The sequence below is a fragment of the Solwaraspora sp. WMMA2080 genome (assembly GCF_027497395.1).
Lineage (GTDB): Bacteria > Actinomycetota > Actinomycetes > Mycobacteriales > Micromonosporaceae > Micromonospora_E.
This window is the reverse complement of record NZ_CP114910.1, coordinates 4,106,907-4,131,281: the sequence shown is the minus strand read 5'-3', so window position 1 is coordinate 4,131,281 and position 24,375 is coordinate 4,106,907. Positions and strand designations below refer to the sequence as shown.

Annotated in this window: 21 protein-coding genes; 10 read left to right on the top strand and 11 right to left on the bottom strand. The window is 70.9% G+C overall.

Features of this window, described 5'->3' with window-relative positions:
• Positions 1-21: 21 nt before the first annotated feature.
• Genes O7543_RS18760 through O7543_RS18750 form a run of 3 tightly spaced genes read right to left on the bottom strand, consistent with a single transcriptional unit; the run spans position 22 to position 3,277 of the window.
• A complete protein-coding gene (locus tag O7543_RS18760; RefSeq protein ID WP_281552651.1) occupies positions 22-1,377 on the bottom strand; it encodes a VWA domain-containing protein in 1,356 nt (451 codons plus the stop codon).
• Positions 1,374-2,798: a hypothetical protein gene (locus O7543_RS18755; RefSeq protein WP_281552652.1), complete on the bottom strand. Its 1,425-nt coding sequence runs from the start codon at positions 2,796-2,798 to the stop codon at positions 1,374-1,376. The genes O7543_RS18760 and O7543_RS18755 overlap by 4 nt, the downstream gene beginning before the upstream one ends.
• Positions 2,798-3,277 (bottom strand): hypothetical protein, encoded by a 480-nt coding sequence (locus O7543_RS18750; protein ID WP_281555787.1) that lies wholly within the window; start codon positions 3,275-3,277, stop codon positions 2,798-2,800. The genes O7543_RS18755 and O7543_RS18750 overlap by 1 nt, the downstream gene beginning before the upstream one ends.
• A gap of 267 nt (positions 3,278-3,544) precedes the next feature.
• On the opposite strand from O7543_RS18750, the gene O7543_RS18745 reads away from it, so the two are divergent.
• The 3 genes from O7543_RS18745 (at position 3,545) to O7543_RS18735 (ending at position 5,464) form a co-directional block, all read left to right on the top strand.
• Entirely contained in the window at positions 3,545-4,009 is a 465-nt protein-coding gene (locus tag O7543_RS18745; RefSeq protein WP_281552653.1) for a helix-turn-helix domain-containing protein, read from the top strand.
• A complete protein-coding gene (locus tag O7543_RS18740) occupies positions 4,002-4,361 on the top strand; it encodes a DUF4180 domain-containing protein (RefSeq protein ID WP_281552654.1) in 360 nt (119 codons plus the stop codon). Before O7543_RS18745 ends, O7543_RS18740 begins: the two co-directional genes overlap by 8 nt.
• Before the next feature lie 809 nt (positions 4,362-5,170).
• Positions 5,171-5,464, top strand: a complete 294-nt coding sequence (locus O7543_RS18735) for a hypothetical protein (RefSeq protein ID WP_281567171.1) — start codon at positions 5,171-5,173, stop codon at positions 5,462-5,464.
• A 659-nt stretch (positions 5,465-6,123) separates the two neighbouring features.
• On the opposite strand, the gene O7543_RS18730 is transcribed toward O7543_RS18735, so the two are convergent.
• Positions 6,124-7,380, bottom strand: coding sequence for an XRE family transcriptional regulator (locus O7543_RS18730; protein WP_281552656.1), 1,257 nt, complete (start codon positions 7,378-7,380; stop codon positions 6,124-6,126).
• A 347-nt stretch (positions 7,381-7,727) separates the two neighbouring features.
• On the opposite strand from O7543_RS18730, the gene O7543_RS18725 reads away from it, so the two are divergent.
• From O7543_RS18725 to O7543_RS18715, 3 genes are all read left to right on the top strand, one after another.
• On the top strand, positions 7,728-7,985 hold the full coding sequence (locus tag O7543_RS18725) for a hypothetical protein (protein ID WP_281552657.1): 258 nt from the start codon (positions 7,728-7,730) through the stop codon (positions 7,983-7,985).
• A gap of 216 nt (positions 7,986-8,201) precedes the next feature.
• Entirely contained in the window at positions 8,202-8,489 is a 288-nt protein-coding gene (locus O7543_RS18720; protein WP_281555788.1) for a hypothetical protein, read from the top strand.
• The gene (locus O7543_RS18715; RefSeq protein ID WP_281552658.1) at positions 8,486-10,294 is read left to right on the top strand and encodes a hypothetical protein; all 1,809 of its coding nucleotides are present in this window, start codon (positions 8,486-8,488) and stop codon (positions 10,292-10,294) included. Before O7543_RS18720 ends, O7543_RS18715 begins: the two co-directional genes overlap by 4 nt.
• Positions 10,295-10,334: 40 nt before the next feature.
• Here the strand turns inward: O7543_RS18715 and O7543_RS18710 are convergent, their stop codons facing one another.
• Positions 10,335-11,075 (bottom strand): VIT family protein, encoded by a 741-nt coding sequence (locus O7543_RS18710; protein WP_281552659.1) that lies wholly within the window; start codon positions 11,073-11,075, stop codon positions 10,335-10,337.
• 182 nt (positions 11,076-11,257) lie between these two features.
• On the opposite strand from O7543_RS18710, the gene O7543_RS18705 reads away from it, so the two are divergent.
• Positions 11,258-11,713, top strand: coding sequence for a hypothetical protein (locus O7543_RS18705; RefSeq protein WP_281552660.1), 456 nt, complete (start codon positions 11,258-11,260; stop codon positions 11,711-11,713).
• Between the two features lie 46 nt (positions 11,714-11,759).
• Here O7543_RS18705 and O7543_RS18700 read toward each other — a convergent pair whose 3' ends face one another.
• A complete protein-coding gene (locus O7543_RS18700; protein ID WP_281552661.1) occupies positions 11,760-13,526 on the bottom strand; it encodes a glycoside hydrolase family 3 N-terminal domain-containing protein in 1,767 nt (588 codons plus the stop codon).
• Positions 13,527-13,619: 93 nt separating this feature from the next.
• On the opposite strand from O7543_RS18700, the gene O7543_RS18695 reads away from it, so the two are divergent.
• On the top strand, positions 13,620-14,927 hold the full coding sequence (locus O7543_RS18695; RefSeq protein WP_281567170.1) for a glycosyltransferase: 1,308 nt from the start codon (positions 13,620-13,622) through the stop codon (positions 14,925-14,927).
• On the opposite strand, the gene O7543_RS18690 is transcribed toward O7543_RS18695, so the two are convergent.
• The 3 genes from O7543_RS18690 to O7543_RS18680 form a co-directional block, all read right to left on the bottom strand.
• Positions 14,860-16,674 (bottom strand): glycoside hydrolase family 15 protein, encoded by a 1,815-nt coding sequence (locus O7543_RS18690; protein WP_281567169.1) that lies wholly within the window; start codon positions 16,672-16,674, stop codon positions 14,860-14,862. The two genes, O7543_RS18695 and O7543_RS18690, sit on opposite strands and share 68 nt — an antisense overlap.
• A gap of 65 nt (positions 16,675-16,739) precedes the next feature.
• A complete protein-coding gene (locus O7543_RS18685; RefSeq protein WP_281567168.1) occupies positions 16,740-17,861 on the bottom strand; it encodes a hypothetical protein in 1,122 nt (373 codons plus the stop codon).
• A 2-nt stretch (positions 17,862-17,863) separates the two neighbouring features.
• Complete coding sequence (locus O7543_RS18680) at positions 17,864-18,367, bottom strand: RNA polymerase sigma factor (RefSeq protein ID WP_281552665.1); 504 nt, start codon at positions 18,365-18,367, stop codon at positions 17,864-17,866.
• 432 nt (positions 18,368-18,799) lie between these two features.
• On the opposite strand from O7543_RS18680, the gene O7543_RS18675 reads away from it, so the two are divergent.
• Both O7543_RS18675 and O7543_RS18670 read left to right on the top strand, forming a co-directional pair.
• The gene (locus O7543_RS18675; protein ID WP_281552666.1) at positions 18,800-19,345 is read left to right on the top strand and encodes a peptidase inhibitor family I36 protein; all 546 of its coding nucleotides are present in this window, start codon (positions 18,800-18,802) and stop codon (positions 19,343-19,345) included.
• A gap of 197 nt (positions 19,346-19,542) precedes the next feature.
• Positions 19,543-20,322 carry a trypsin-like serine protease gene (locus tag O7543_RS18670; RefSeq protein WP_281552667.1) on the top strand — a complete coding sequence of 260 codons (780 nt, stop codon included), beginning with the start codon at positions 19,543-19,545 and terminating at the stop codon, positions 20,320-20,322.
• Positions 20,323-20,379: 57 nt separating this feature from the next.
• On the opposite strand, the gene O7543_RS18665 is transcribed toward O7543_RS18670, so the two are convergent.
• Together O7543_RS18665 and O7543_RS18660 are read right to left on the bottom strand one after the other, a co-directional pair.
• Positions 20,380-22,932 carry a SpoIIE family protein phosphatase gene (locus O7543_RS18665; RefSeq protein WP_281552668.1) on the bottom strand — a complete coding sequence of 851 codons (2,553 nt, stop codon included), beginning with the start codon at positions 22,930-22,932 and terminating at the stop codon, positions 20,380-20,382.
• 84 nt (positions 22,933-23,016) lie between these two features.
• Positions 23,017-24,327 carry a low temperature requirement protein A gene (locus tag O7543_RS18660; protein ID WP_281552669.1) on the bottom strand — a complete coding sequence of 437 codons (1,311 nt, stop codon included), beginning with the start codon at positions 24,325-24,327 and terminating at the stop codon, positions 23,017-23,019.
• Positions 24,328-24,375 lie beyond the last annotated feature (48 nt).

Here is a 24,375-nt window from a genome sequence, read left to right as displayed (position 1 = left end):
GTGAGCGGGCGAAGAGTCAGGTCAGGTGAGGAAGTTCTTGAGCTCGACGACGAGTTTGCGGACGTGCCCGGACAGCACCGGGGTGCCCTGGTCCTTGAGCCGTTTCCGAAACCACGGGTTGACGCTCTGCTGGCCGCCGCTGGAGACCGAGCCGACCGGGATCAGCCTGGCTCCGCTGCGGTGCACCGCCTGCAGCCCGTCGAAGACCTCCTGCGACTTCCACTCGTAGAAGTCGGAGATCCACACCAGGACCGTGTTGCGCGGGTCGGCGATCTTCGGCCGGGCCAGCTCCAACGCGGCCATGCCGTCGGTGCCGCCGCCCAGCTGGGTGCGCAGCAGCACCTCGAACGGGTCGTGCACCCACGGCGTCAGGTCCAGCGCCCGGGTGTCGTACGCGACCAGGTGCACGTCGACCTTGGGCAGTCCGGCGAAGATCGAGGCCAGGATGGTGCAGTTGACCATCGCGTCGACCATCGAGCCGGACTGGTCGACGACGACGATCATGCGGGCCGGGGTGGTCCGCTTCGCGGTCTGCTTGTAGTAGAGCCGGTCGACGTAGAGCCGCTCGTCGGCCGGACTCCAGTTCGGCAGGTTCTTCCAGATGGTGCGGTTGAGGTCGAGGTTGCGGAACACCCGCTTCGGCGGGACCGACCGGTCGATGGTGCCGACGCTGGTCTGCTGCACCTGGGTCTTGAGCACCTCGGCGACCTCGTCGACGAACCGCCGGATCAGCGCCTTGGCGTTGGCCAGCGCCACCCCGGACAGGTTCGACTTGTCCCGTAGCAGCTGCTCGATCAGCGACATGCTCGGGGTGAGCTGGCTGGCCAGCGCCGGATCGGCCAGCACTTCGCGCAGCCGCATCCGCCGTACCAGGTCGGCTTCGATGGTGCCGAGCACCCCGTCGCGGCGCCCCGGTGTGGCCCCGCAGGCCTGCTGGTACCAGCCGGCGTCGGCCTGCCAGCCGGCCAGCTGACCGGCCGACACGTCACCGCTGCCGGTGGCGAAGACGTTGAGTAGCAGCTTCGACGCCAGCGCGGCGCGGCGTACCTCGTCGGCCCCGACCTGCACCGACGACTCGCCGGCGGCCTGGTCGTCCTCCGAGCCGCACGCAGCCGGCTGCTCGCCGATGCTCTCGTCCTCAGCCTGCGGCACGAGCAGGCCGGGCAGCTCGTCGGCCAGCTCGGGGAAACGCTGAACGACGGTGTCGATGGAGACCGACGGGTCGAGCAGCGCGGCCGGCAGCCCCAGCTCGTCGACCACCGCCATGCTGGTGCGTTCCAGCGCGGCCTGCTCCTGCCCGTCGAACAGCCGGGCCAGCAGCCGCCAGTAGAGCACCTGGCGCCGGTTCTCGTGATAGTTGATCATCGAATCGGTCATTTCCGCAGCAACCGTCCCGCCCGCTCCCGGAGCATCGCGATACTGTCGCCGGAGCGGGCCACCGCCTTGGCGATCTTGGCGTCGGTCGGCCCCTGCGCCCAGTCGCCGGTGTGCAGGTCGACCTGCTTGCGCTTCACCGTCGTCTGCATGCCGATCGGCTGCACCGACCAGCCGGGGCCGGCCGCCGCGTCACCGTCCCAGCGCAGCAGCCCGATGCAGGCCGACGACTTGGCCAGCAGCTCGGCGGTGATCGGCCCGCAGCCGGGCAGCCGGTCGACGTCGACAGCGACCCGGGTGCCGTCGACCTCGAAGCCGAGCCCGGCGTCGTCGGTGACCACCGTGTAGCCCTCCAGCAGCACCGGCTCGGCGATGGCGACCGGGTGTCGGTCCAGCGGCGGTACGGCCGGGGCGACCGCCTCGCCGAGCTGCACCCGGGCGACGGCGAACGGGTCGGTCGGCTCGCCGGGGCGGGCCTGGTCGTCGCGCCAGAGCAGGTCGCCGCCGGGCAGCAGCGGCAGGTCGGTGACGTCGAGGCTGAGCCGGCCGGCCAGGGCGGCCAGCAGCACCGGATGCTCCGCGAGCAGCTGCCACACCACCGGGCCGACGATCGTGTCGACCTTCGCGGCGGACACGCTGACCCGGACCAGCCGGGACCGATCGGCGTCGCCACCCCCGCCGCCGGCTTCCAGCACCGCGTGCACCTGCAGCTGTACGGCGGTCGCGTGCTCCTGCACGTCGGCGCCGACGATCAGCAGCCGGCCGGAGACCGTCTCCGGCGCGGCCGGCCCGCTCTGCGGGCTGGTCAGCAGCATGGCGCGGGTCCACAGGTCGGCCCAGCGACGGGCCGGGATCCGCTCCATGGTGGCCACCGGGCTGGTGTAGCGCAGCTCGTCGGCGAGCCCGTCGAGCAGCACCGCGATCCGCCGTCGGGCCGGGTCGGCGAGCAGCGCGGTCAGCGCCTGCTGGCTGGCCGACACCAGGTCGTGGTCGACGTTGCGCCAGCCGGCCAGGGCCAGCTCGGCCAGCCAGGAGCGGGCCGCCAACAGTCGTCCGTCGGCCGGAGCGGCGGCGGTGGTCGGTGCCGTCCACTGCGCCCGGTCACGGCCGAGCGTGCCGTCGAGCCGGCCCCGCAGCGCGTCGTGCACCGCGCCCACCACGGCCGTACGGGCGGCGGCCAGCAGCAGCAACTGTTCCTCGCCGACCGAGCCGGCGGTCACCTTGTCGACGGCTTCGACCGCCGCCGCGCCGAGCGGGGTGGCCGAGACCGCGCCGGCCAGGTCGGCCAGGGCCGCCGTACCGTGCGGGTCGAGTCGGCCGAAGCCGCCGGTCATCGCCTGGTCGAACCGGTCGACCACGTCGAGCGCTTCAGCGACCCCGGCCGGTACGCCGTCGCGCAGGTCGTCGAGCTGTGCCCCGCGCATCAGCGGGCCCCCGCCCCGGCCGGGAACCAGCTCAGCTCGGGCAGCGGCTCGACCGCCCCCGGCAGATCCAGGTAGGACAGGTGGTGCAGGAACCGGCTGAACACGGCCGCCGCCGGCGACGCGCCGGCGAGGGTGGTCCGGCCGATCGCCCAGAAGATCTCGTTGCCGCTGGTCACCTCGTCCTGGGTCTCCAGCCGCAGGAAGCGGGCGACCCGGTCGCCGCCGTACTGCACGACGGCCTCGTCGGCGAGCGCGGTCAGGTGGTTGCACGCGTAGTCGCCGCCGCGCAGCCCGCCGCACGGCCGGTTGTTGTTGGTGCTGCAGCTGACCTCGTAGCTGCCGGCGGCGACCGACGACACGTACACCCGCCCGATGTCGGAGCCGCTGGAGACGACGCCCTGCAGGCGTCCGTCCGCCATCTCGACGAAGGGGACCTTCGCCAGCTTGCGGGGTCGTGCGGTGGGCACCACCCGTACCATGCTTCGCCGCTGCCAGGCGGCGTCGTCCGCGTCCACTGGGTTGCCCTCCAGGAGTGTCGACCGCAGCCGTCGTCAGCCGTCATCTCAGACGGCGGGCTGCGGACCGGTGATCCGTACCCGAGAAGTTGTATCGCCCCGGTGCGACAAACCGGGGTGGCGGGCGGTGACCGGCCCGGATCGTGGTCGGCGACCAGCTGATACGCTAAACTTCCCTGCCGTACATCGAATAGATGCTGATGGGGAAGAATGGCGAAGTCGTGGCTCTCGGTGGAAGAAGTCGCAGAGCAGCTTGACCTGCACGTGCGTACGGTGCGTAGTTACATCCGGGACGGACGGCTGCCGGCCGTACGGATCGGCAAGCAGTACCGGATCGCACCGGCCGACCTTGACGCGTTCACCGGCCGTCCGGCCGGGTCCGCAGGCTCCGCCGAGCCGGCCGACCCGGTGGTCGAGGTCTCCGCGGTGGTCGACGTCGACGGGTTGACGTCCACCGACGCCGACCGGTTGAGCACCCTGCTGGTCGCCGGGGCGCAGGGCGGCAGCCGGGCGTCGGCCACGCCTCCGCTGCGGCTGCAGACCGGGTACGACCCGGCGCGAGACCGGCTGAAGATCGTCGTCTTCGGTGGCCCGGACGCGGTCGCGGAGATCCTGTCCACGATCGACGCGGTGACGCGGGCGGGCAGCGGAATGTTCCGAACGGACAGCGGGGAGAGGGCGGGAGACGATGGCTGACGAGATCGTCGAACTGGCCGGCGTGCCGGTGCTGGTCTGCGCCGCCGACGGGCCGACAATCGCCAGCGAGCAGGATGCGCTGGACGTGATCGGCCAGACGTTCGCCGGTGCCGAGATCGTGGCGGTCCCGGTCGCACGGCTGGACGAACGCTTCTTCGCGCTGCGCAGCGGGCTGGCCGGCGGCATCATGCAGAAGTTCGTCAACTACCGGCTACGGCTGGTCGTGGTCGGCGACATCACCGGCCACACCGCCGGCAGTACGGCACTGCGTGACCTGGTCGTCGAGTCGAACCGGGGCAACCAGGTCTGGTTCGTCGACGACCTCGACACCCTCGCCGCCCGCCTCAGCTGAGCCGGGTGCCTCAGCTGAGCCGGGCGATCGGATGCGCCTGGTCTGACACATCCCCAGCGTGTCAGGTCGACCAGCCGCTGTGGATCATCAGCAAGCGAGTGCGGCGACTACATGTACTGAGCGGCGGTCTGCTCGCCTTCCTGGTAGCGCTTCCTCATATCAGTTACGAAGGAGGCAACCGCCCGGATGAGGTCCCTCAACTCTTGGTCTCGCCGCAACTTCGCTATCTGCCTACTGGCTATCTGGCCTGTTCTGTGGATCGCGATACGCGCTACGAGGCCCGACAAAGACCAGGTTGCCGGTTGTCGATAGACCGGTTCGCCGAGGTGGGTACGGGCAAGCGCACCAGCCGGGTTCGGGCCAGGTCCGGAGTCTGGCCGCCCACCTGCCGGAGGTGCAGGTCGGTGGCGTTGCGTGACGGGTGTTGCCGAGCCAACTGTTGCCTCGGCTTCCCCTCATGCCGATGTGCGGAACCTCTGTCCGTCAAGTCTCGGTATGCCATCGAGTGGAGGGCTCAGGAACGTTATTCGCGCGAATTACGTGCCTGAGCCCTCCACTCGACGCAACGGCAGCAGCGGCCCGGCGTCCGCACGTGCCGATCAACACACCGATCACCCAGAGTCACCAGCCCGCAGTCAGGTTCCGATAGAGCCGTATGCCCATGTCGCGCATGACCTTCTCGCGTACGCCGGCAACTCGCCGCCCGGCCCGACTCCGCGTACCTCCCGTTCGACCTGGTGGTACGCGACGACGCGTCTCCCCGCGATGTGCTGCGAACAGTCACCGGCGCAGGACGATTGTTGTGCGCCATGCTGGCCGCATCCGACCCGTCGGTACGGGGCTGGCACTGGGGACCGACCGACGCAAGCGGCTTCGCGGCACTGGGCGTGAACGAGACGCTGGTGCACACCTACGACATCGCCGAAGGGCTCGGCATCCACTGGCATCCGCCGAGATCACTTTGCAGCGCCGTGCTGACCCGGATCTTTCCTCACGCCCCAGCCGGCGATCCGGTCCAGGTGCTCCTGTGGTCCACCGGGCGCACTGACCTCCCCGGCCGTCCTCGACCCACCTCCTGGGTCTTGGAAGCAGCGATCGAGTAGTCCACTTGTCGCACATCGTCACTCATACCGCATCCTGGAGCCGGGTCACCTACACCGTTACTCATCGTGCGTAGCGGATGTCGCGGGCTTCGACGTGTACCGTCCAGTCACAGGCGGCCTGGCGTGCCCATGTGTCCGCGTCGTTCTTGCAGCGACCGCCCCTGGTCGTCGCCTCCATCAGGGTCCTCGATGAACAGATCAGGCCAGGCTGACGAGACCTCGGACGCCGACCGGCCAGGATGCGATGGGGACCGGTGAGTGGGGTCTGAGAGTATGTTCGCCTCGTGGAAGTCTCTGGGGACTTTGCGAGGCTCGTCGAGGACCAAGCTTCGTCCGCCCATCCCGCTGCCGCGATGGCGCGGGAGCTCGGACTGCTCGGTGTCTACGGCACTCTGGGGATCTCCTTCCTCATGTCGGAGTCGGGCGAGGTGCTCATCGATGAAGACGACGGTAGCTTGCGCCCCGCCGATGCCAACGAGCACGAGTTCGCCCATGTCCAGGCAGCGCGCCGCTATCCGGAGTTGAGACATCTCATGCCGGACCGGCCGCCCTCCGCTTCGACCTGCCAGCTGTGTGCAGGATCCGGCGAGGCTGTCTTCGGAGATGGGCGAAACCGGATCTGTTGCCCTGACTGCAACACCCGTGGATGGATTTCTGGGCTACCGGGGGCCTGCTGGGCTGCTGAGGACTCGTAGCTCGTCCAGGAAGGCTAGCGCCTCAGGGTGCTTCGGGTACTGCTCCTGCAACAGTTGCCCTAGCTCTCGGGAGCACATGAGGAGTGACGGTAGGGACCTGCGGTCGCCCGACAGCGCTTGTCGGCCGTAGGCCACTGCCTCCTGAATTTCCCCTCTCCGCGCCGCTACCACGCCTAGCGTCAAACGAGCCTCGGCGTTCCTCATGGGCTTCCGTTCGGTGCCGTCTGGGTCGGTGGAAGACCGTATGACTTCATGAGCGTAAATCTCGGCGAGCTGATCTTCTCTGGCCAACCGGTAGCAGTCCATCGCGTAAAAGTCGAACTTCGACGGGTCAACCACAAAATGGTGGTCGGTATCCTCTGGGTAGGGCAGTGACTCTAGGAGTGACCGGCCCCGATCAAGTGCCGTCTCTACTTTTCTGCGGTCTCCGATACGTGCCCATGCCTTGGCCTGCTGCGCTGCTAGTTGCACAGCAACGCTTTGACCGGGGACCTTTGTCACCCCTATATCAGCGGCGGCTATCGTTCCCCGGTAGTCACCCTGTGTTAGCGCGTACCATGCGCGCATCTCGTGCGCCCACCCGACAACTGCAGCGTCGCCCGCCTCCTCGCCGAGGGCCAGCGCCGCCTTACGGGTGCTTTCCGCTTCCCGCCGTAGCCCTAGGTCGTATTCGACACACCCGACGAGCAAGGCAACCAGACCAGCAAGCGATAGAACCTCTTTGTGCTGCGCGAGCGTTAAACGGCGATCCATGAGACTCATGAGGCGTCGAAGCCACGCCTTTCCCTCGACATAGAGCTGATACGGGGGAGTGTAGGGGTACTCACAGCAGAGTCGATCGGCCGCAATGCGAAGTGCGTCAAGCATAGCTGCCGAGACATCCGAGGCGCGAATGCGAGAGAGAATCTCCAGGGTTTCCAGGCCACTGTCTGCCAGCAGGTCCGCTTCGATATTTGCCCCACCCTGGCGAGGGAAGAACGCTGCCGTGACGGTACCGTAGGTCTTGGCAATCAGCGTCTTGTAAAAGACGTCGGGCTCGGAGCTACCAGCTTCCCACCGCTTCCAGTTGCGCAACAGGGCGATGTCGGAGGGCAGTGGTTCGGATGCGTGCGCCCTGAGCGCCCGTACCGCGTCACTCTGGGACCACCCCCGGGCAGTTCGCTCCGAGCGAAGCCGTTGCGCCCACGCCGGCCGGGAGTCTTCCTCAAGCTCATCCCTCATGGCTTCGAGTATCCACCACCCAGGGGTGATATGGCAGGGGACTCTGCCCTGTCACCGCCGTGACACCTGCCGCCTATCAAGATCGAGTGGGATCGTTGCTCTATGGACATCTGATGGTCAACCAGAAGGCGCGGAAGATCTGGCTTGGTGCCAGGTGAGTTGGTGCTAAACACGGCGGCGGCCAATTGGCCGCCCCAGCCAATGGGAAGGGTTGATCATGGTGGCGCTTGGTGCCCTGGTTTCCGGAATCCTGCTCGGGTTCTTCGTGGGGTTGTTCGGTTTCAAGGTCAAGTCGCGGTGGTGTCCCGACTGCGGTCGGACGACGGTGCCGGCGGCTGATCGGTAGCGTGCCGGACGACCGGTCCCCGGCCGATCCCCGCCCCGGTGACGAGTTGATCATCGATGGTCGGGCGAGTGTGCAGTTCGCGGCCGGGCGGGGTTTCCGGTTCCGGGTGACGACAGTAGACAAAAAGCTGACGTACGACGGCTGGGTCTGGCTCACCGGCTACGTGTTGGCAGCCGACGGCGAGGCCCGTGAACGGCGGGAGATCTTCGTCCAGCGTGACGGTCTCCGCTGGGCGCCCCGCCCGCGCCGGCACCGCTGACCAGCGCGGCGGCACCACTGCGACGCGAACCGTGTGCTCTCCATCCGTACCCCTTGAAGGTTTTCGACTGTGTGAAAGGTGGTTCCTGCTGTGCGTAGGTTCTTTGACCTGTTCCGCCGGGTTCCGGTGCGGAGCCGGCGTAACCGGCGGTTGCTCGCCGAGATCGCCCGCCACAACCGGCGCCCGACCGACGCCGCTGCCGGGCCGCGTCCGCCGGTGCGGCCCGCCCCGAACGCTGCCGGCCACTTGTACGGGCGGGCGGTGCGGCCGTCGATCAGCCCCGGCCTGGTCCGCGACCGCGCGTTCGGCGACCGTGTCCGGCGTGGTTGCGACCCGGTCGAGGTGCGGGCGTTTCTGCACCTGGTCGCCGACGAGTTGACCGCGCTGCGCGCCGAACTTGGCTCCACCCGGGAGGAGAACGCCCGGCTCAAGCAGGCGTTGCGGGACTGGCAGTCGGAGCAGTTCGAGCAGTCGCACCGGTTCGGGGCGGGGGTGGCGGCGTGAACGGCGTCAACAAGGTGCCGCCCGGCTCGCTGCACATCGTCGGCCTCGGCACGGACCGGCGGCGGGCGCAACGCGTGTTCACCGTCGCCAACCTCGACACCGGGCAGGTGGCCTCGACCAGTCTCGTCCCCGGATCGTTTACCCCGTTGCCGACTCCGGGTGGGACGTGGTGGTTGCCGTACGCGCCGATCGTCGCCGACCTCGCCGCCCGTGCCGGGGTGGCCGCCGCGACGTTGCGTGACCCGGACTTCCCCGACGAACCGGGCCGGCTGCCGTCGTCCGGGTTGACGCTGCCCCGGCAGTGGCAGCCCACCGTTCCGCAGCGGGACCGGCTGCGGTGGGAGGCTGCGGCGCTCACCAACCGGCTGGTGTCGCCGTGGCTGGTGCTGATCGGCCGCAGCGTCGAGCCGCCGCCACCGGGCGACCCGGCCCGGCTGCTCGGCCGGTTGTGCGCGCTCGCCGACCAGTTGCACGTCGACCTGGTCCTCGAAGTGCGGCCCAGCTCCATCGGGCGTGGGCTGAGCTGGGACGTCCGGTTCGAGCATGCCGGCGGTACGGTGCCCGACTACCAGCACCGGTGGATCGCGGACCTGCCGACCGCGCTCGCCACCATCCCCGCCGAACGGGCGGTGACCGGCCTGACCGTCGCGAACCCGCTGCTGCCCGCCCACTACCTCACCGAGGCTGCCCTCACCGGGCGTGCGATACCGGTCGGGTTGGACGGTCACCCCGGCGGCCACGACCTCGACCAGGTCGAACGCCGCATGACCAGTGACGCCGAGCAGCACGGCGGGGCGCAGGCCATCTGGCGTAACCGGCACTGGTGGCACACCAGCCTGCGACCCGCCGACACCGCCGGCAGATTCGTCCGCGGCTGGGAACCGCCGGCACCGAAACACTGGGGCGAGGCGATCCCCGCCCACCCCTGCGGCCGGTGCGCCGACCGGCCCGACCCGCCGTACTGCCTGGACTGTTACGGCACCCGCCAGGTGCGGCGCGGCGCGGTGCTCACCGTCACCGACCTGCGTGGCCGGACCGTGCACCGCAACTGGCGACCCGACAGCGAACCGACCGGCGACCCGGAAGCCGCCGTCGGCCCGCAACCGCCCACCCTGGTGCCCGCCGACCGGCTGTCCGGCTCCACCGTGTGGCAGCTCGACGAGCACTACCAGATCGGCTCGCTCGCCGCCGGCTTCGGCGTGCAGCCGACCGACCTGACCGACATCGACGGCGAACACGTCATCGACCAGCACCTGCGCAACGGTGTCAGCCAGGTCCCCCACGGCGGCGGCGACCCGCTCGGCGCGTACCTCGGTGAAGTCGGCGCCACCTACGACGGCGCCCGGATCATGGTCCTGGCCACCGGTTGGCCCGGCCCCACCCTCGACGAACTCGCCGCCCTGGTTCGCGGCCTCGGCCTCGCCCTGGACATCACCACCGTCGACCACCGCAACACCATCGGCCGACCCGAACTGTCCCAGGGCCACAGCTGGTCGGTCCGGGTCGTCGACCCGGCCACACGCTTGGCCGTCGACCCGGTCCCCACCAGCGCCGCCCTGCCCGAAGCCGTCGCGCTGTGCTACCGCTACCTGCACGGCGCACTGCGCGCCACCATCCCCACCGACCCGGAAACGCCGATCCCCGTGCCGCAACAGCCCGCAGCGGCCGGCACCCCCACCGACACCACAACCTGCATCACGCAGATACGCCGCCACGCCGCCACCCGGCCCGGCCAGCCCGTCGCCGTCCGACTCCACCCCGACGGCACCCACACCCGCACCACAGACCACCCGAGGAAAAGTTGATCGCAGCAATAGTTCGTCGGCGGCGTGGTCGAAGGTCGGCTCAGAGCACCGTCGCGCCGACGAACTGCCCGATGGCGAAGGTGACGGCCATGGCCAGGGCACCACCGGCAACGAGTCTGACCACCGCCCGCCCCGCGTTGGCAGAGCCCAGTCTCGCGCTCACCGCACCCGTCACCGCGAGTGTGAGCAGCACGACGGCGAACGTCACGGCCACCCGCGCGTCGGGTGGTGGCAGCAGGATCGCGATCAGCGGCAGCAGTGACCCGAGGGTGAAAGCGACCGCCGAGGCGGCGGCTGCGTGCCAGGGGTTGGCCAGCGAATCCGGGTCGATCCGCAACTCGACGTCAGCGTGCGCGGCGAAGGCGTCCTTCGCCGTCAGTTCCTCCGCTACCATCCGGGCGGTTCCGACGGTCAGACCCTTCGCGACGTAGAGCGCGGTCAGCTCGTCCAACTCCTGCTCGGGGAACCGTTCGAGCTCGGTGCGCTCCTTCGCCAGCAGCGCCCGTTCGCTGTCACGCTGGCTGCTCACCGACACGTACTCACCCAGGGCCATGGAGACGGCGCCCGCCGCCACCCCCGCGACGCCCGCTGTCAGGACGGGGCCGGTGGCGATGGTCGCGCCGGCCACCCCCACGACGAGACCGGCCGTCGACACGATGCCGTCGTTGGCGCCGAGCACCCCGGCCCGCAACCAGTTCAACCGGGTGGAGATCCCGTTGCCGTGCGGTTCACCCACGTGAATCGCGCTGGGCCGGCCGGCTCCCGTACCTTCGGCTTTCATTCAGATCACCTGCCTCCGCCACCGTACGGCGGGCGTCCTGGCACGGCAACGAAGCTTAGCCTGTCCTGTCGCAGGTGGACGCGTGTGCACAGGGTTCCTGTTGTTACCACAGTGGCTCGGGCGACCGCCTGCGGACATGGGCACCGAGTTAGCTCGTCCGAGCACCGGGTACGCGGCAGACCATGCGGCGAATCTGGAGTGGGCTGCTGGCCGGTGCCGCCGGCACCAGCGCCCTCAACATGGTCACCTACCTCGACATGGCCGGCCGGGCCCGGCCGGCGAGCAGCACCCCGCAGCGCAGCGTCGGTCGGCTCGCCGAGACACTGCACGTCGACCTCGGCGACGACGAGACCGCCAGCAACCGCCGGGACGGGCTCGGGCCGCTGCTCGGCTACGCGACCGGCCTCGGCGCCGGCGCGCTGTACGCCGTGGCCGGCCCCCGCCGGGCACCGGTCTGGGCGGCAACCGGGCTGCTCGCCATGCTGGCGATGGCCGGCTCGGACGCGCCGATGACCCTGCTCAAGGTCACCGACCCGCGGCAGTGGAGCGCTGCCGACTGGGCGTCGGACATCGTGCCGCACCTGGCGTACGGCCTGGTCGCCGCCGCCGTGCTGCACCGCCTCCGGGCCCGCGACTGACCTGCCCGGCCACCCGGATCCGCCCGGCCACCCCTGAACTTCCCGGTCAGAACGTTAGCCCGTGGCCGTACCGGAACAACGGGTCCGGGTCGTCGAACGGGGCGTCCGGCTGCCCGGCGAGCACGGCCCGTTGACTGGCCGGCAGATCGACGGGTAGCCGGCCGGTCGGTGCCGGCTCCCCGGCGAGTACGTCGACCAGCGCGGTGTCCTCGACGCCGAAGCTGACCAGCAGCGTGCCGACCCGGTCGGCGAGCGGGGTGAGCACCGCCGGCCGGTCCAGGTAGACGTCCACGACGGTCGGCACCGCTGCCGCGACCGCCAGCACCCGGTCCAGCGCACCCGCCGGGAACTCCAACGGTCCGGCGTGGAAGTACGCCTCCACCGGTCCGGGCCGCCGCTCGTACGGTGCGGCCAGCCGCAGCACCGCCACGTCCGCCTGACCCGGCTCCGACACCACCGTCCACCTGCCCCGCAGCGCGGCACGCAGCGGGCCCTCGGCGTACACCCGCAGGCCGGGGGCGAGTGGCAGCCGGGCCGGGCTGTCCGGCGGAGCCTGACGCAGCAGCGTCACGCAGGCCCGTTGGGCGGCCAGCCCGGCGGCACGGGCCGGCGGGCCACCGACCACCTGCGCGGCGTGCTCCGGGTCGACGTAGCGGTGCTCGAACAGGCCGAGCCGCAGCTTGTCGTGCAGGACGCGACGGGCCGACTCGTCGATCCGGTCCTCGGTGACCTGGCCGCTGCGGACCAGGTCGACCACCAGGTCCGGGCGGGCCTCGCCGCCGAACTGGTCCACCCCGGCGTGCAGCGCGGCACGCAGCCGCTGCGCCGGTTCGAGGTGTTCGACGCCCCAGGCCCGGGCCGGCCGGTCCTCGCCCCGGAAGCAGGCGTCGGTCAGCACCCCCCAGTCGGCGCAGATCACCCCGGTGAAACCCAACTGCTGGCGGAGCAGCCCGGTCACCACCTCGTGGTTGAAGGCGAACGCCACCGGCGGCAGCTCGGTGCCGACCGGCAGCCCGTAGCCGAGCATCACCTGCGCGGCGCCGGCCCGGATGGCCGCCACGAACGGCGCCAGGTGGGCGGCGAGGCGGCCACCCGGGTAGGCCTGCTCGGCGCCGTACCGGAAATGGGGGTCCTCGCCGGTGCGCACCGGGCCGCCGCCGGGGAAGTGCTTGACCAGCGCGGCGACGCTGTCCGGTCCGAGCGTCGGACCCTGCAACCCGGACAGGTACGCCACCGTCAGCCGGCTGACCAGCTCCGGGTCCTCGCCGAAGGTGCCCAGCACCCGTGGCCAGCGCGGGTCCGTGGCGACGTCCGCCTGCGGGTGCAGCGCGGCCCGGATGCCGACCGCCAGGTACTCCCGCCGTACGGTGTCGGCGTGCCTTCGCACCAGCTCCGGGTCGCCGGTGGCGGCCAGCCCCAGCGGTTCCGGCCAGGTGGAGAAGGCTCCGGCCAGCGCCGCCGTGTTGGGGTTGGCGGACCGGGCGTGCCGGGGATCGGTGGAGACCGTCACCGGTACGCCGAGCCGGGTCGACGCGGCCAGGTCCTGCAGCTGGTTGTGCCAGCGGGCAAGGTCAGCCGGTGCCGCAGTGCCGACCAGGTTGACGTGGCTGATCCGGTGGTGCAGCACGAGGTCCTCGGCGGCGAGCAGGCCGGCGTCCGGGTCGGCCGGCGCGAGGGTGCCGCCCGGACCGATGCCGATCATCGGGTGGAACAGCAGGCCGGCTTTTTCCGCCAGGGTCATCCGGCCCAACAGGTCGTCCGCCTGCTGCTGCGATGGCCGTGATCGGGTGACGGTCGGCTGCTGGGTGGTCACCGGCCGACGGTAACGGGGTGCGCGCCGTCTGGTAGGCGGTTCGGCCCGGTATCCGGGGTGGTTTATCGGGCCGGCCGGCGGGAAAGGTGCGGGATGCCGCGACGACGGGTGCTCGTATTCAGCATCCCCAACGAGGGACACCTCAACATTCTCAAACGGCTGATCCGCCGGCACCGGGCCGAGGACAGCTTCCGGCTGGTGCTCGTCGACCGGCAGACCACCGTGCCCCGGCTGGGTGACCTGGCCGGGTCGACCGTCGCTTTGCCGGGTTGCCGCGAGTTCCGCAACACCCCGGCGGACCGGGTGTTCGACCGGGCGTACCGGTTGTTCGGCGAATGCCTGGCGGTGGCCCGCGCCTACCGTCCCGACCTGGTGCTGTACGACTTCTGCGCGATCGAGGGCGCACTGGTCGCCCGTTGGCTGGGCGTGCCGGCGTGGTGCTCGGTGCCGGGACTGGTCGGGCCGATGACGGACGCCGGATACCTCCGGCACTGTCTGACGGCACCGCCGAACACGGCGGCACTGGACGCTCTGGACCGGCGGTACGGCGTCACGCTCGACCCGGCCACGGTGGAACTCGTCTCGAACTGTCTGCATCTGCCGGCCGAGCAGAACATCCTCTGGTCGTACCGTGCGGTCACGCCGCCCGACTTCCGGGACAACCGCGCGGCGGTCGGCTACCGCTTCGCCGGCTACCTCTCCGACGGCTGGCCGTCCCGGAACCGGCCGGACAGCCAGGACGGCCGGGGCACAGGCCGGCAGCGCCGGGGCACCGGACCGGCCCGGTCGGTCGTCTACCTGTCCTTCGGCACCGAGGTGCTGGACAACCTCTGGTACGCCGAGCCGGAACTGGTCGGCGCGCTGCGTCGGTGCGTCGCGGGTCTGGCCCGGCACTGGTCCTCGCCGGAGGTGACGGTGGTGTTCCCGACCCGGGGCCGCCGTATTCTGGACCGCTACCCGGCGAACTGGGTGATCCGGCACGCCGTCGACCAGCAGCGGGTGCTCAGCCGGGCCGACGTGTTCGTCACCCACGGGGGCAGCAACAGCTTCCACGAGGCGATCCTCACCAGGGTGCCGATGGTCGTCGTGCCGTTCTTCGGCGATCAGCCGCTGGTCGCCCGGCAGGCGGCCCGGCTCGGCATCGGGATCAGCCTCGACGCGGGTGCCTGCACCGGGCGGGACGCCGCGTACCGGTTGTTGGATGTCGGCTGCGCCGACCGGATCGCCGCTGCGGTGTGGCGGATTCTCGACGATCGACGGTACCGGGCGAACCTCGCCGGCCTGGACCTGACGGCGGTGGCCGCACTGGCACCGACGGACGCCAGACGCCCGGTCACCCGACGGGTGGGCCCGGGGGTTGCGACGCCTCCCCGGTCCGGGACAGCGTCCACGCCGCGTTGATCAGGCCGATGTGTGACAGCCCCTGCGTAAAGTTGCCGATCAGGGTGCCGTCGCGGCGGTCCACCTCCTCGGCGAGCAGACCGAGATCGTTCGCGCATCCGGTGGCCGCGTCGAAGACCTGGCGGGCCCGGTCGCGCCGGCCGGCCAACGCGAGGGCCTCGGCCAGCCAGTAGGAGCAGATCAGGAAGGCTCCTTCGTCCTCTCCGCCGGTCCACCGCTGGACCAGGCCGTCGTGGGTCAGGTCCGCCTCGATGGCGTCGATCGTGGCGACCACCCTGTGGTCGGTGCCAGGCAGGAACCCCATGATCGGCATGATCAGGACCCCGGCGTCGAGATGGTCGGAGCCGAACGCGCCGGTGAACGCCTGGCGCCGGTCGCTCCAACCTTCGTCGAGGATCGCCGTGCGGATCTGTTCCCGGGTCCGGTGCCAACGGTCGACGTCGCGCTCGGCGTGCAGCGTCGGTGCCAGCCCGATGGCCCGGTCCAGCGCAACCCAGCACATCAGCTTCGAGGTGAGGTAGTGGCGTTCGCCCTCCCGACCCTCCCAGATCCCGGAGTCCGGCTGGGACCAGGTGCGGCAGGCCCGGTCGGCAAGGCCCCGGAGCAGATGTACGGTGCCCGTCGCCAGGTCGCCGAGCCGGTCGCGCAGGATCCAGGCACCGTGCATCACCTCGCCGAGTACGTCGAGCTGCCGCTGTCGCCAGGCGTCGTTGCCGACCCGTACCGGCGTCGAACCCCGGTAGCCGCGCAGGTGCTCCAGATCGTGCTCGGTCAGATCCCGCTCGCCGCCGACCCCGAACATGATCGGCACCGGCTGGTCGGTGGGCAGCTCACCGACCGAGTCGGCGATCCAGTCGAAGAACCGGTGCGCTTCGTCGGGGCAGGCGGCCACCCACAGCGCCTGCATGGTGAACGCCCCGTCGCGCAGCCAGGCGTACCGGTAGTCCCAGTTCGCGCCGCCGCCGACCTCCTCGGGCAGCGAGCTGGTCGGCGCGGCCACCACCGCACCGGTCGGCTGGTAGGTCAGCGCCTGTAGCACCAGCGCGCTGCGCCGTACCTGTTCCTGGTAGAGCCCCTGGTAGCTGTGGTGCTCGTCGGCCCAGGACCGCCAGCCGGCGACGGTGTCGTCCACGGTGTACCGCTGGTCGTCGGCCGGCGGCGCGGTGTCGCCGGCGCGCAGGTGCCGCAGCGCGAACCGTACGGTCTGTCCGGCGGTGAGGGTGAGCCGGCCGGTGATCCGGTCCACCCCGACGGACAGTTCGGCCGGCAGCGGGTCGCCGGTCAGGATCAGCCGGTCACTGCCGCCGACCAGCTCGATCCGCCCGTCGTCGCCGGTCACCACCGGAACGACCCGGCCGTACTCGGGCCGCACCACCAGGTCGACGTCGACCTGCACGGTGCCGGTCAGGACCTCGACCCGGCGCAGCAGTACGTGCGGCGAGGCGTCGCCGATGCGGTGGCCTCGTTCGCCGGGGCCGAGCGCGAGCGCGTCGGTGAGCCGCAGCTCGCCGTCGGCGGTCCGGAAGTCGGTCTGCAGCACCATGGTGTCCGCCAGGTAGCGGCGGGCGGTGCGGTGCCCGTCGACCGGGGAGATGGACCAGTGTCCGGCGTCGGGGTCGAGCAGCCGGGCGAAGACGCTCGGCGCGTCGAACCGGGCCGGGCACCACCAGTCGACGGAGCCGTCCGCGGACAGTAACGCCGCTCCCTGGCAGTCACTCAGGAGCCCGTAGCTGGCAATGTCGGGCATCGTCACCGGGTACCCGCCCGCCGGAGGCTCATGCCGGCCGTTCGGGTCGGATATCCGGTGACGGGTCAGTCGGTCGGTTCGGCGCCGAGTCGACCGACCCGGCCGGAGCGCAGGAACACCAGGTAGTAGGTGACGGTGCCGGCCGCCGCGCGGTCGTCGGCGGGTAGGGCCACCCGCTCGTAGCTGAGTAGCCGGCCGGTGGCGGTGTCGATCACGGCGGTGTCCCGCACCGGGCGGCCGTCCATGTCACCGGTCGCGCTGACCGCGACGCCGGACCGGCCGGCCCGGTCCAGCACCGGACCGTGGGTGACCAGCTCCGCGTCGGCGAGGACGGCCAGGGCGGCGGCCCGCTGGTCCGGGGACAGGTCGTGAAACCGGTAGAGGCCGACGACTGCCCGCAGCGCGGCCTGCGGGCCTTCGTGCATCGGCTGTTCCTCGGCGAGCTGGCCGGCCAGCACCGTCCGGTCGGCGGCGGGATCGGGTACGGCGACACCGAGCGCGCCGGGCGGGTACTCGACCACTTCGGCGGGCCGGTCCGGGTTCGCCGGGTCGATCCGGGTCTCCTGCCCGGACCGGTCGGCGGCCCACCACAGTCGCCGGTCGTACGCTCCGCCGTCCTGCCCGGTGGCGGGATCGTCGCGCCACCAGGCCCGCAGGTGGACGTAGGTGTAGCGGTCGGCGGTGGCCGGCTGGTCCGGCACCGGTTGATCCAGTGCTGGTTGGTCGACTGCTGGTTGGTCGAGTGAGTGGACGTGCCGGGCGATCGCCGCCAACTGGTGGCGGGCCGGGGCGGTGCCCGCGCCTGCGGTCAGCGGCAGGGGCTGTTGCGGGTCGGCGAGGACCGGGTCGGTGGCGTCCGGTCCGGCCGGCCCGGGCTCGCTGTACGAGCGGACCACTTCGACCCCGACGATTGGCAGCACGACCAGAACGACCGCAGGGACCGCGACCCGCCACAGCCTGGGCCGCCACCGCCTGGACCGCCACAGCTGCGGCCACCACCGCCTGGACCGCCACCGCCAGCGGGTCGATTCCTGCGACGACTGGCGCTGGTGCGCAACGGCTATCAGGTCCGTGACGTCGATCTCGGGTGGCGGCGGAATCCGTCCCTGCCTGGGCAGCAGGGCCCGGACAGCCAGCTGCACCAGCTCGTCGCGGCGGAACTCGTCCTCGACCGGCTCCTGATCCATGGTCAGTCCTTCCCATGTCTGGCCGGGATGCGCCGGGTACGCCGGCCCTGCACCTTGTCCCGTAGCTTGTGCAACGCGCGGCGGGTCCGGTGTAGCGACCGCCGTACCGCTGCCGGGGTCATCCGCAACATGGCGGCGATGTCGGCCGTGCTGACGCCGTAGCTGGTCAGCAGCAGGCACTCCCGGTCCTTGACGCTGAGCCGTCGGCCGAACCGGGCCACGTCCTGACGCAGGACGCTGGCGCCGGGTTCGCCGTCGTTGCTGACCACCAGGGTCAGTGCGGTGGTACGCCGGGCCTGCTGGCTGCGAGGGTCCTTGTCGAGACGTTCCTCGGCCAGTCGTCGGGCCAGCCGGTAGAGCCACGCCCGCGGATGCCGGATCCGGTGACCGTCCCGACGGTGCAGCCAGGCCCGGACGAATGTCTCCTGCAGAAGTGCTTCGGCGACTCTGGTGTCATCGAGGCGCTGAAACAGTACCGTCCACAGCAGCGCATGATGCTGACTCACCTGTTCCCCGAGCCATGCATCGAGTTCTGCCGCATCCTCTGCATCCACAATGCTCCTCGGTGCTCGTTCCGGTGGCGCCGTGGCAATAGGGGGTGCCGGTGCCGGCATCCGCCCTGTAAGAGGCGTCAGCGTGCCAGATCGTGCCCGAAGATTTTTGTCGATCATGGTCGATTATTCCAGGATGTGGAACATGAGAAAGCCGCGCTTTGCGTGGTGGTGGTTGCTGGCCGAAAGTTGCAGCTCACTCTGGGCCCAAAAATGTGATTGCTGTTCGTTTATTCACTGACGCGGATATGGCGATCTCGTTGGTTGATTGGCTATCGTCGGCGGTGTCGTGTCGCAAAGTTTCTGACTGAGTACTGAGGGTGACACCGGCACTGCCGGTACACCCAACCCACTACTGGACGCCACCTGGAGCAACTGGAGCCCGCCATGACGCCACCCACCCGGATCCGTCGCCGGACCCCGCACCTGAGTCGGCGGTTGGCGCCCGCCGTACTGGCCGTCGCCGTACTGGCCACCGGCCTGCAGCCCGGCGTCGCCGCGGCCGGCCCCACCGCCGTCCAGTCCCGGGTGGACGCCTATCTTGCTACCCACCCCGGCGGCAGCCAGATCAGCCAGACCGACATCGCCTACTCCGGCGGGGTGTTCATCGTCAGCGTTGCCCGCCCCGCCGGAATCGCGCCGCTCGCCGGGCCGGACTGCCCGGGTGGCTGGTTCTGCTTCTACGACGGCACCAACTACACCTATCCACGGGGCCGGCTCAGCGACTGCGGATGGCAGGACCTCGGCCACTGGGGGTGGCGCAACCGGACCGAGTCCGTGCACTACAACCTCAACTACGGCAGCACCACGTTCCTCGACGAGACCGGCCCGACCGACACCAAACTCTTCGTGGTCGACACGGCCCGCCGGACCATGCCCGACGTCTCACCGCACCGCAACCGGGCCGACTACGTCTACCGCGCGTGCAGCTGATGTTCCGTGCGGTGACGGGCTGCCGGTGAGCCGGTACCGCCACCCGGGCCGGGCGGGTAGATGTAGGGAAATGTCCATGTCCGATGGCCAGCGGGCCGACCTAGCGTCGAGACGTCCAACGTCCGCTGCCCGCCGGCACCGGTACCGCCCAGCCTTCGACCCGGTCGTCCGGTGCGGCCATCCGACAAGGAACCGCTGTGTCCCGTACCCTCGCCTCCCGCCTGGCCACGGCGGCGCTCACGCTGGCCGTGACGGCCGGCCTCGGCCTGGCCGCCGCCGGGCCGGCCAGCGCCGTCGCCAACGGCAAGGTCGTCCCCGACGGCAGGTACCAGTTCTCGGTGAAGTTGACGATGACCGGGATCCCGACGGCCGACGGCGGCCGCCGCAACAGCGCCTGCTCCGGAGCCCTCATCGATCCGCAGTGGGTGGTCACCGCCGGGCACTGCTTCCGGACCTTCGACGGCGTACGGGTCGACCGCCCGGTCGCCGACCTGACCACCGCGACGGTCGGCCGGGCGGACCTCACCGGCGACGGCGGCCAGGTCGCCACCGTGATCGCGGTACGCCAGTCGCCCACCAACGACCTGGCGCTGGCAAAGCTGGACCAGCCGGTACGCGGCATAAAGCCGATCGCCCTGGCCCACCGGCCGCCGCGGGTCGGTGCTCTCGTCCGGCTAACCGGATACGGCGCCGACACGTCGGTCGACCCGGTGCCGTCGACCGTGCTGCGAACCGGGCTGTTCGCCGTCACCGAGGTCGCCGACTCGACCATCGGCGTGACCGGTCGGTACCCGCACCCGGACACCAGCGCCTGCGCGTACGACTCCGGTGCCCCGTACTTCGTCGAGCGGGGTCGCCGCGGTCCGGCGCTGGTGTCGGTGGAGAGCTTCGGCCCGGACTGCCCGCACTCCGACGTCGAGACGACGTCGCGGGTCGACAACATCACCGACTGGATCCGCCAGGCGATCCGGGGCTGATCCCCGTCCCGGTGGTCGACCACCCGCCCCGGTGGTAGACCACCGGGACGGCACCGGCTACCGGCCGGGCAGGGTGATGGTCACCCGGGTGCCGGCACCGGAGAGGTCGAGCACCAGCCGGCGGGCCATCCTGTTGATCAGATCGAGCCCGCGTCCCCGGTCGGACCCGTCGTGCGAGTGACCCCGCCAATGTCCCCGGTCGGTGACCTCGATCCGGACCTGCTGCCGGTCGAGCAGCATCACCTGCAGTGCGACCGGGCCGCCCGGACGCCCGTGGTAGGCGTGCTCCAACGAGTTGATCAAGGCTTCGTTGCAGGTGGCCAGCAGTGCGTCGGCCTGATCCGGAGTGAGGTCGTTGCCCGCGGACCAGTCCCGCAGTGCCCGGCGCGCGGCGGACAGGTCGGCGGGGGAGGTCAGGGTCAGCCGCAGCACCGGGGAGCCGTCCGTGCCGGTGGGCAGCCCGTCCAGATGTACGCAGGCCACCACCGTGTCGTCGGTGATCACCTGGCCGTCGGTCATCGCGTCCAACAGCCGGTCGCACCAGACCTGTGGCTCGGTGCCGGACAACCCGGCGGCGGCCCGGCCGAGTCGGTCCAACCCGGCGTCGATCACCTGACCACGCCGCTCGACCAGCCCGTCGGAGTACCAGACCAGCATCGCCGAGTCGGGCACCGCGATCTGGGCCTGGGTCCGGGGCTGCGCGGTCAGCCGCAGCGGCAGCGACCGGGCGTCGGTCAGGTAGCGGCTGTCCCCGCCGGCCACCAGCAGCGGCGGCAGATGACCGGCGCAGGCGTAGGTGAGCAGCCGGTCGGTGGGGCTGTACTCGGCGTACCCGACGGTGGCGAAGTCGGCCCCGTCGATCGTCTGGCAGGCGGTGTCCAGCGCCTCCAGCACCTCGACCGGCGACGCACCGGTCTGCGCCACCGAGCGCAGCGACTGCTGCAGCCGGCCCATCGTGATCGCCGACGACAACCCGTGGCCGACGACGTCTCCGACCGCGATACCCACCCGGTTGCCGGGCAGCTCGAACACGTCGTACCAGTCGCCGCCCACGTCGCGGCCGTGCTCCGCCGGCCGGTAGCACACGGCGGCCGTGACGCCCGGCAGGTCCGGCGAGATCTGCGGCAGCAACGCCCGTTGCAACTGGTGCGCGGCGGCGTGCTCGGACTCGTACATCGCTGCCCGGTCGACGGCCTGACCAGCGAGTTCGGCGAGGGTACGGGCGATCGAAACCACCTCCGGGGTGATCGCGTCGTCCCGACGAAACGCGAACGCCAGCGCACCGAGGCACCGGTCGCCGACCTTGACCGGCACCGCCAGCAGACTGCGGGTGCCGGTGCGAGCGTGGGCGTCGGCGAGCGCGGGGTAACGAGCGTCCAGCGCCGCCCGGGTCGGCAGTTGGACCGGCCGGCCGGTCCGGACCACGTCGACGACCGGCAACCGGTCCGACCCGTCGAGCGGGAACGTGGCGAAGCCTCCGGCGACCTGGTCCGCGAGGGCCGCCGTCGGCCAGCTTCGGACCGAGCCGCCGGCCAGATCGGTGAGCGCGACCGCGCCGTGGTCGGCGACCAGGCCGACGCCCCGGTCGACCAGCACCCGGATCACCTGGTCGGACGTCGCGGAGGTGGCCAGCCCGGCGGTGACGTCCTGCAGCGCCTGCAACCGACGGCGGGCGGCCACCTCACGACGCGACTCGGCCTGCGCCCGGTCCCGTTGCGCCACCGCGATCGCCAGCGCCCAGGCCCCGAGCACCACCACCGCCAGGTAGATCTGCAGCGACGCCGCCTCCAGCCAGGGCTGCCCGGCCAGCACCGACCACGGCCCGTGCCCGGCGGCGCTGAGCAGATTCGCGGCGAACGCCATCACGAATCCGGCGGCCCCGACGGTCGCCACCCGGCCCAGGAAGCCGACCGCGAGCAGCACCGGCACCGGCAGGTAGGACAGCGGCACCTCCCGGGGCCAGAAACCGATGACGGTCAACGCCCCGGTGCCGGCCAACGCCGTACCGCCCCGGACCAGCTGCCAGGGTCGGACCCGGCCGCGGATCGCGTCGAGGCCGACCAGGGCGGCACCGAGGGTGAGCACCGCGAGCCCGTCGCCGGCCCAGAACCGGCCCAACGCCGGCCACCAGGCGCCACCGGTGCCGACCGCGCTGGTCGTGGCCCCGATCACCGCGCCGACCAACGGGCCGATGCCCACCGGGTAGAGCAGGAACGCCGCCGCGTCGCGGTACCGGGTCAGGTCGATCCGGCCCGGCCGCAGCCATCGCAGCCCGGCGGCACCGACCAGCGGTTCGGCGACGTTGGTGAGCGCGAAGCCGAGTGCGACCGGCGGTCCGATCCCCTGCCACAGGTCGATGCCGAACTCGGTGAGACCGACGGCACCGAGGATCCACGGCCAGTGTCGGCGGCGGGCCAGCACCAGCGCGCCGAGGGTCACCCCGGCCGGCGGAAAGAACACCGCGCCGACGGCCGAGGCGTGGAACAGCAACCAGGCGCAGCCGGAGCCGAGCGCGTATGCGGCAGCGACGCAGAGCGCGATCAGCGCCGACCGGCCCAGCCGCCCGGTCCGGTGTCGCCAGCGTGCCGGCTCGCCGGCGACCTGTGTCAAAGCTGTCATCCTCCCCGGCCACGCACCAGGAGGACTACCTGGTTGCGCATCAGACGATAATGACAGCGTCGGGTGCCGTACGGCTCACAGGTGCCGTCGGCGCCAGTTGGTCTCCTCGCTCTCCAACGCCTGCTGTTGAGCGAGCTGGCTGCCGCGTAGCGACCGGCGATGGCTGCCGCCGCGTAGGTTGTCCACCGCGGCCGCGGCGACGGCGATCAGGCTGAGCAGGGCGAGCGCGGCGAGCGGCGGCATGAACGGGGCCATCGGCAGCAGCGCGGTGATGACCAGGACGGGCAACGCGCCGAGCGGATCCACGGATCGGACCGTCCGCGCCTGGAATGCGAGCAGGGCCAGCAGGTAGAGCACGACGCCGCCGTACAGCACCCACAGGTGGACCGGATCGAGCACCGCCCTTTCCTGGTCGCCGGTGTCACTGGCCAGGTAGGCGAGGACCTGTTTGGCGCCCAGGGACAGCAGAATGATCCCGAGGACCATCGGGAAGTGCAGCAGGGTGTACGCGTCGCGGGCCAGTCGGAGCCGGGCGGTGCCCTGGGTGCGGTGCAGCACATGTTCGGCCGCGATCGAGCGGGAGTCGAAGTACCACCACCAGAGGGCGCAGATCAGCGCGATGCCGAGCACCACGCCTGCGACCAGGGGCAACGTCAACGGTGTTCCTGCCAGAAGTTCGGCGCCGATGCCGATCGAGATGACCGACTCGCCGAGAGCGATCAGCACGATTTGGGCGTGTCGTTCCGCCCAATGCCCGGCCGAGACGACGGCGAGGGCCTTGGTCCGGATCACCACCGCGTAGGCGATGGCGACGGCAAGTCCCCACAACGTGACAAAGGCAGCTATCCGGGCATTGCCGGTGAACTGTCGCGGCAGGAGCGCGGCCACCACCAGCAACCCGCAACTGAGGAGCAGCGCCGGTGCGCTTCGCCACCACATCTCACGCAACGAAGGGTGGTTTCGCGCGGCATGCCGCAGCGCCACCATCTCCAACGCCCAGATGATGAAATAGCAGGCCGGAAACACGAGTTGCCCGGGGATCGAGAGCGGCGCGGACGACGACGGCACCGCGACGTCGTCTTCGGTGCCGGGCAAGGTCGCGACGGAGACGAAGACCGCCGCCATGATCGCGAAACCGATGATCGGCATGATGCCCTGGTCGGCCCGCAGGTTGTTGCCGAGTACGGCGAACCGCGACCAGGCCAGCCAGAGCGCGGCGAGCAGCAGGATGACGCCCAACAGGATCAGGGCGTCGAGGTCCTCGACGGCCAGCGTGTTCAGGTGGATGAAGGCGAAGACGAAGACCAGGTCGAAGAAGAGCTCCAACCGGGTCACCTTGGCACCGGGCGCCGCCGGCTGGACCCGGGACCGCCCTGCGTCACTCACCCCACCATGATGCGGAGCTGACCGAATTTCATGGCATTTTTCGACCTA

Coding starts and splice junctions, on each gene's coding strand:
- O7543_RS18705 (WP_281552660.1), top strand. CDS start 11,258: ATGCGGCGAATCTGGAGTGGGCTGCTGGCCGGTGCCGCCGGCACCAGC.
- O7543_RS18735 (WP_281567171.1), top strand. CDS start 5,171: ATGCTGGCCGCATCCGACCCGTCGGTACGGGGCTGGCACTGGGGACCG.
- O7543_RS18685 (WP_281567168.1), bottom strand. CDS start 17,861: ATGGATCAGGAGCCGGTCGAGGACGAGTTCCGCCGCGACGAGCTGGTG.
- O7543_RS18755 (WP_281552652.1), bottom strand. CDS start 2,798: ATGCGCGGGGCACAGCTCGACGACCTGCGCGACGGCGTACCGGCCGGG.
- O7543_RS18750 (WP_281555787.1), bottom strand. CDS start 3,277: ATGGTACGGGTGGTGCCCACCGCACGACCCCGCAAGCTGGCGAAGGTC.
- O7543_RS18690 (WP_281567169.1), bottom strand. CDS start 16,674: ATGCCCGACATTGCCAGCTACGGGCTCCTGAGTGACTGCCAGGGAGCG.
- O7543_RS18675 (WP_281552666.1), top strand. CDS start 18,800: ATGACGCCACCCACCCGGATCCGTCGCCGGACCCCGCACCTGAGTCGG.
- O7543_RS18710 (WP_281552659.1), bottom strand. CDS start 11,075: ATGAAAGCCGAAGGTACGGGAGCCGGCCGGCCCAGCGCGATTCACGTG.
- O7543_RS18730 (WP_281552656.1), bottom strand. CDS start 7,380: ATGAGGGATGAGCTTGAGGAAGACTCCCGGCCGGCGTGGGCGCAACGG.
- O7543_RS18760 (WP_281552651.1), bottom strand. CDS start 1,377: ATGACCGATTCGATGATCAACTATCACGAGAACCGGCGCCAGGTGCTC.
- O7543_RS18740 (WP_281552654.1), top strand. CDS start 4,002: ATGGCTGACGAGATCGTCGAACTGGCCGGCGTGCCGGTGCTGGTCTGC.
- O7543_RS18695 (WP_281567170.1), top strand. CDS start 13,620: ATGCCGCGACGACGGGTGCTCGTATTCAGCATCCCCAACGAGGGACAC.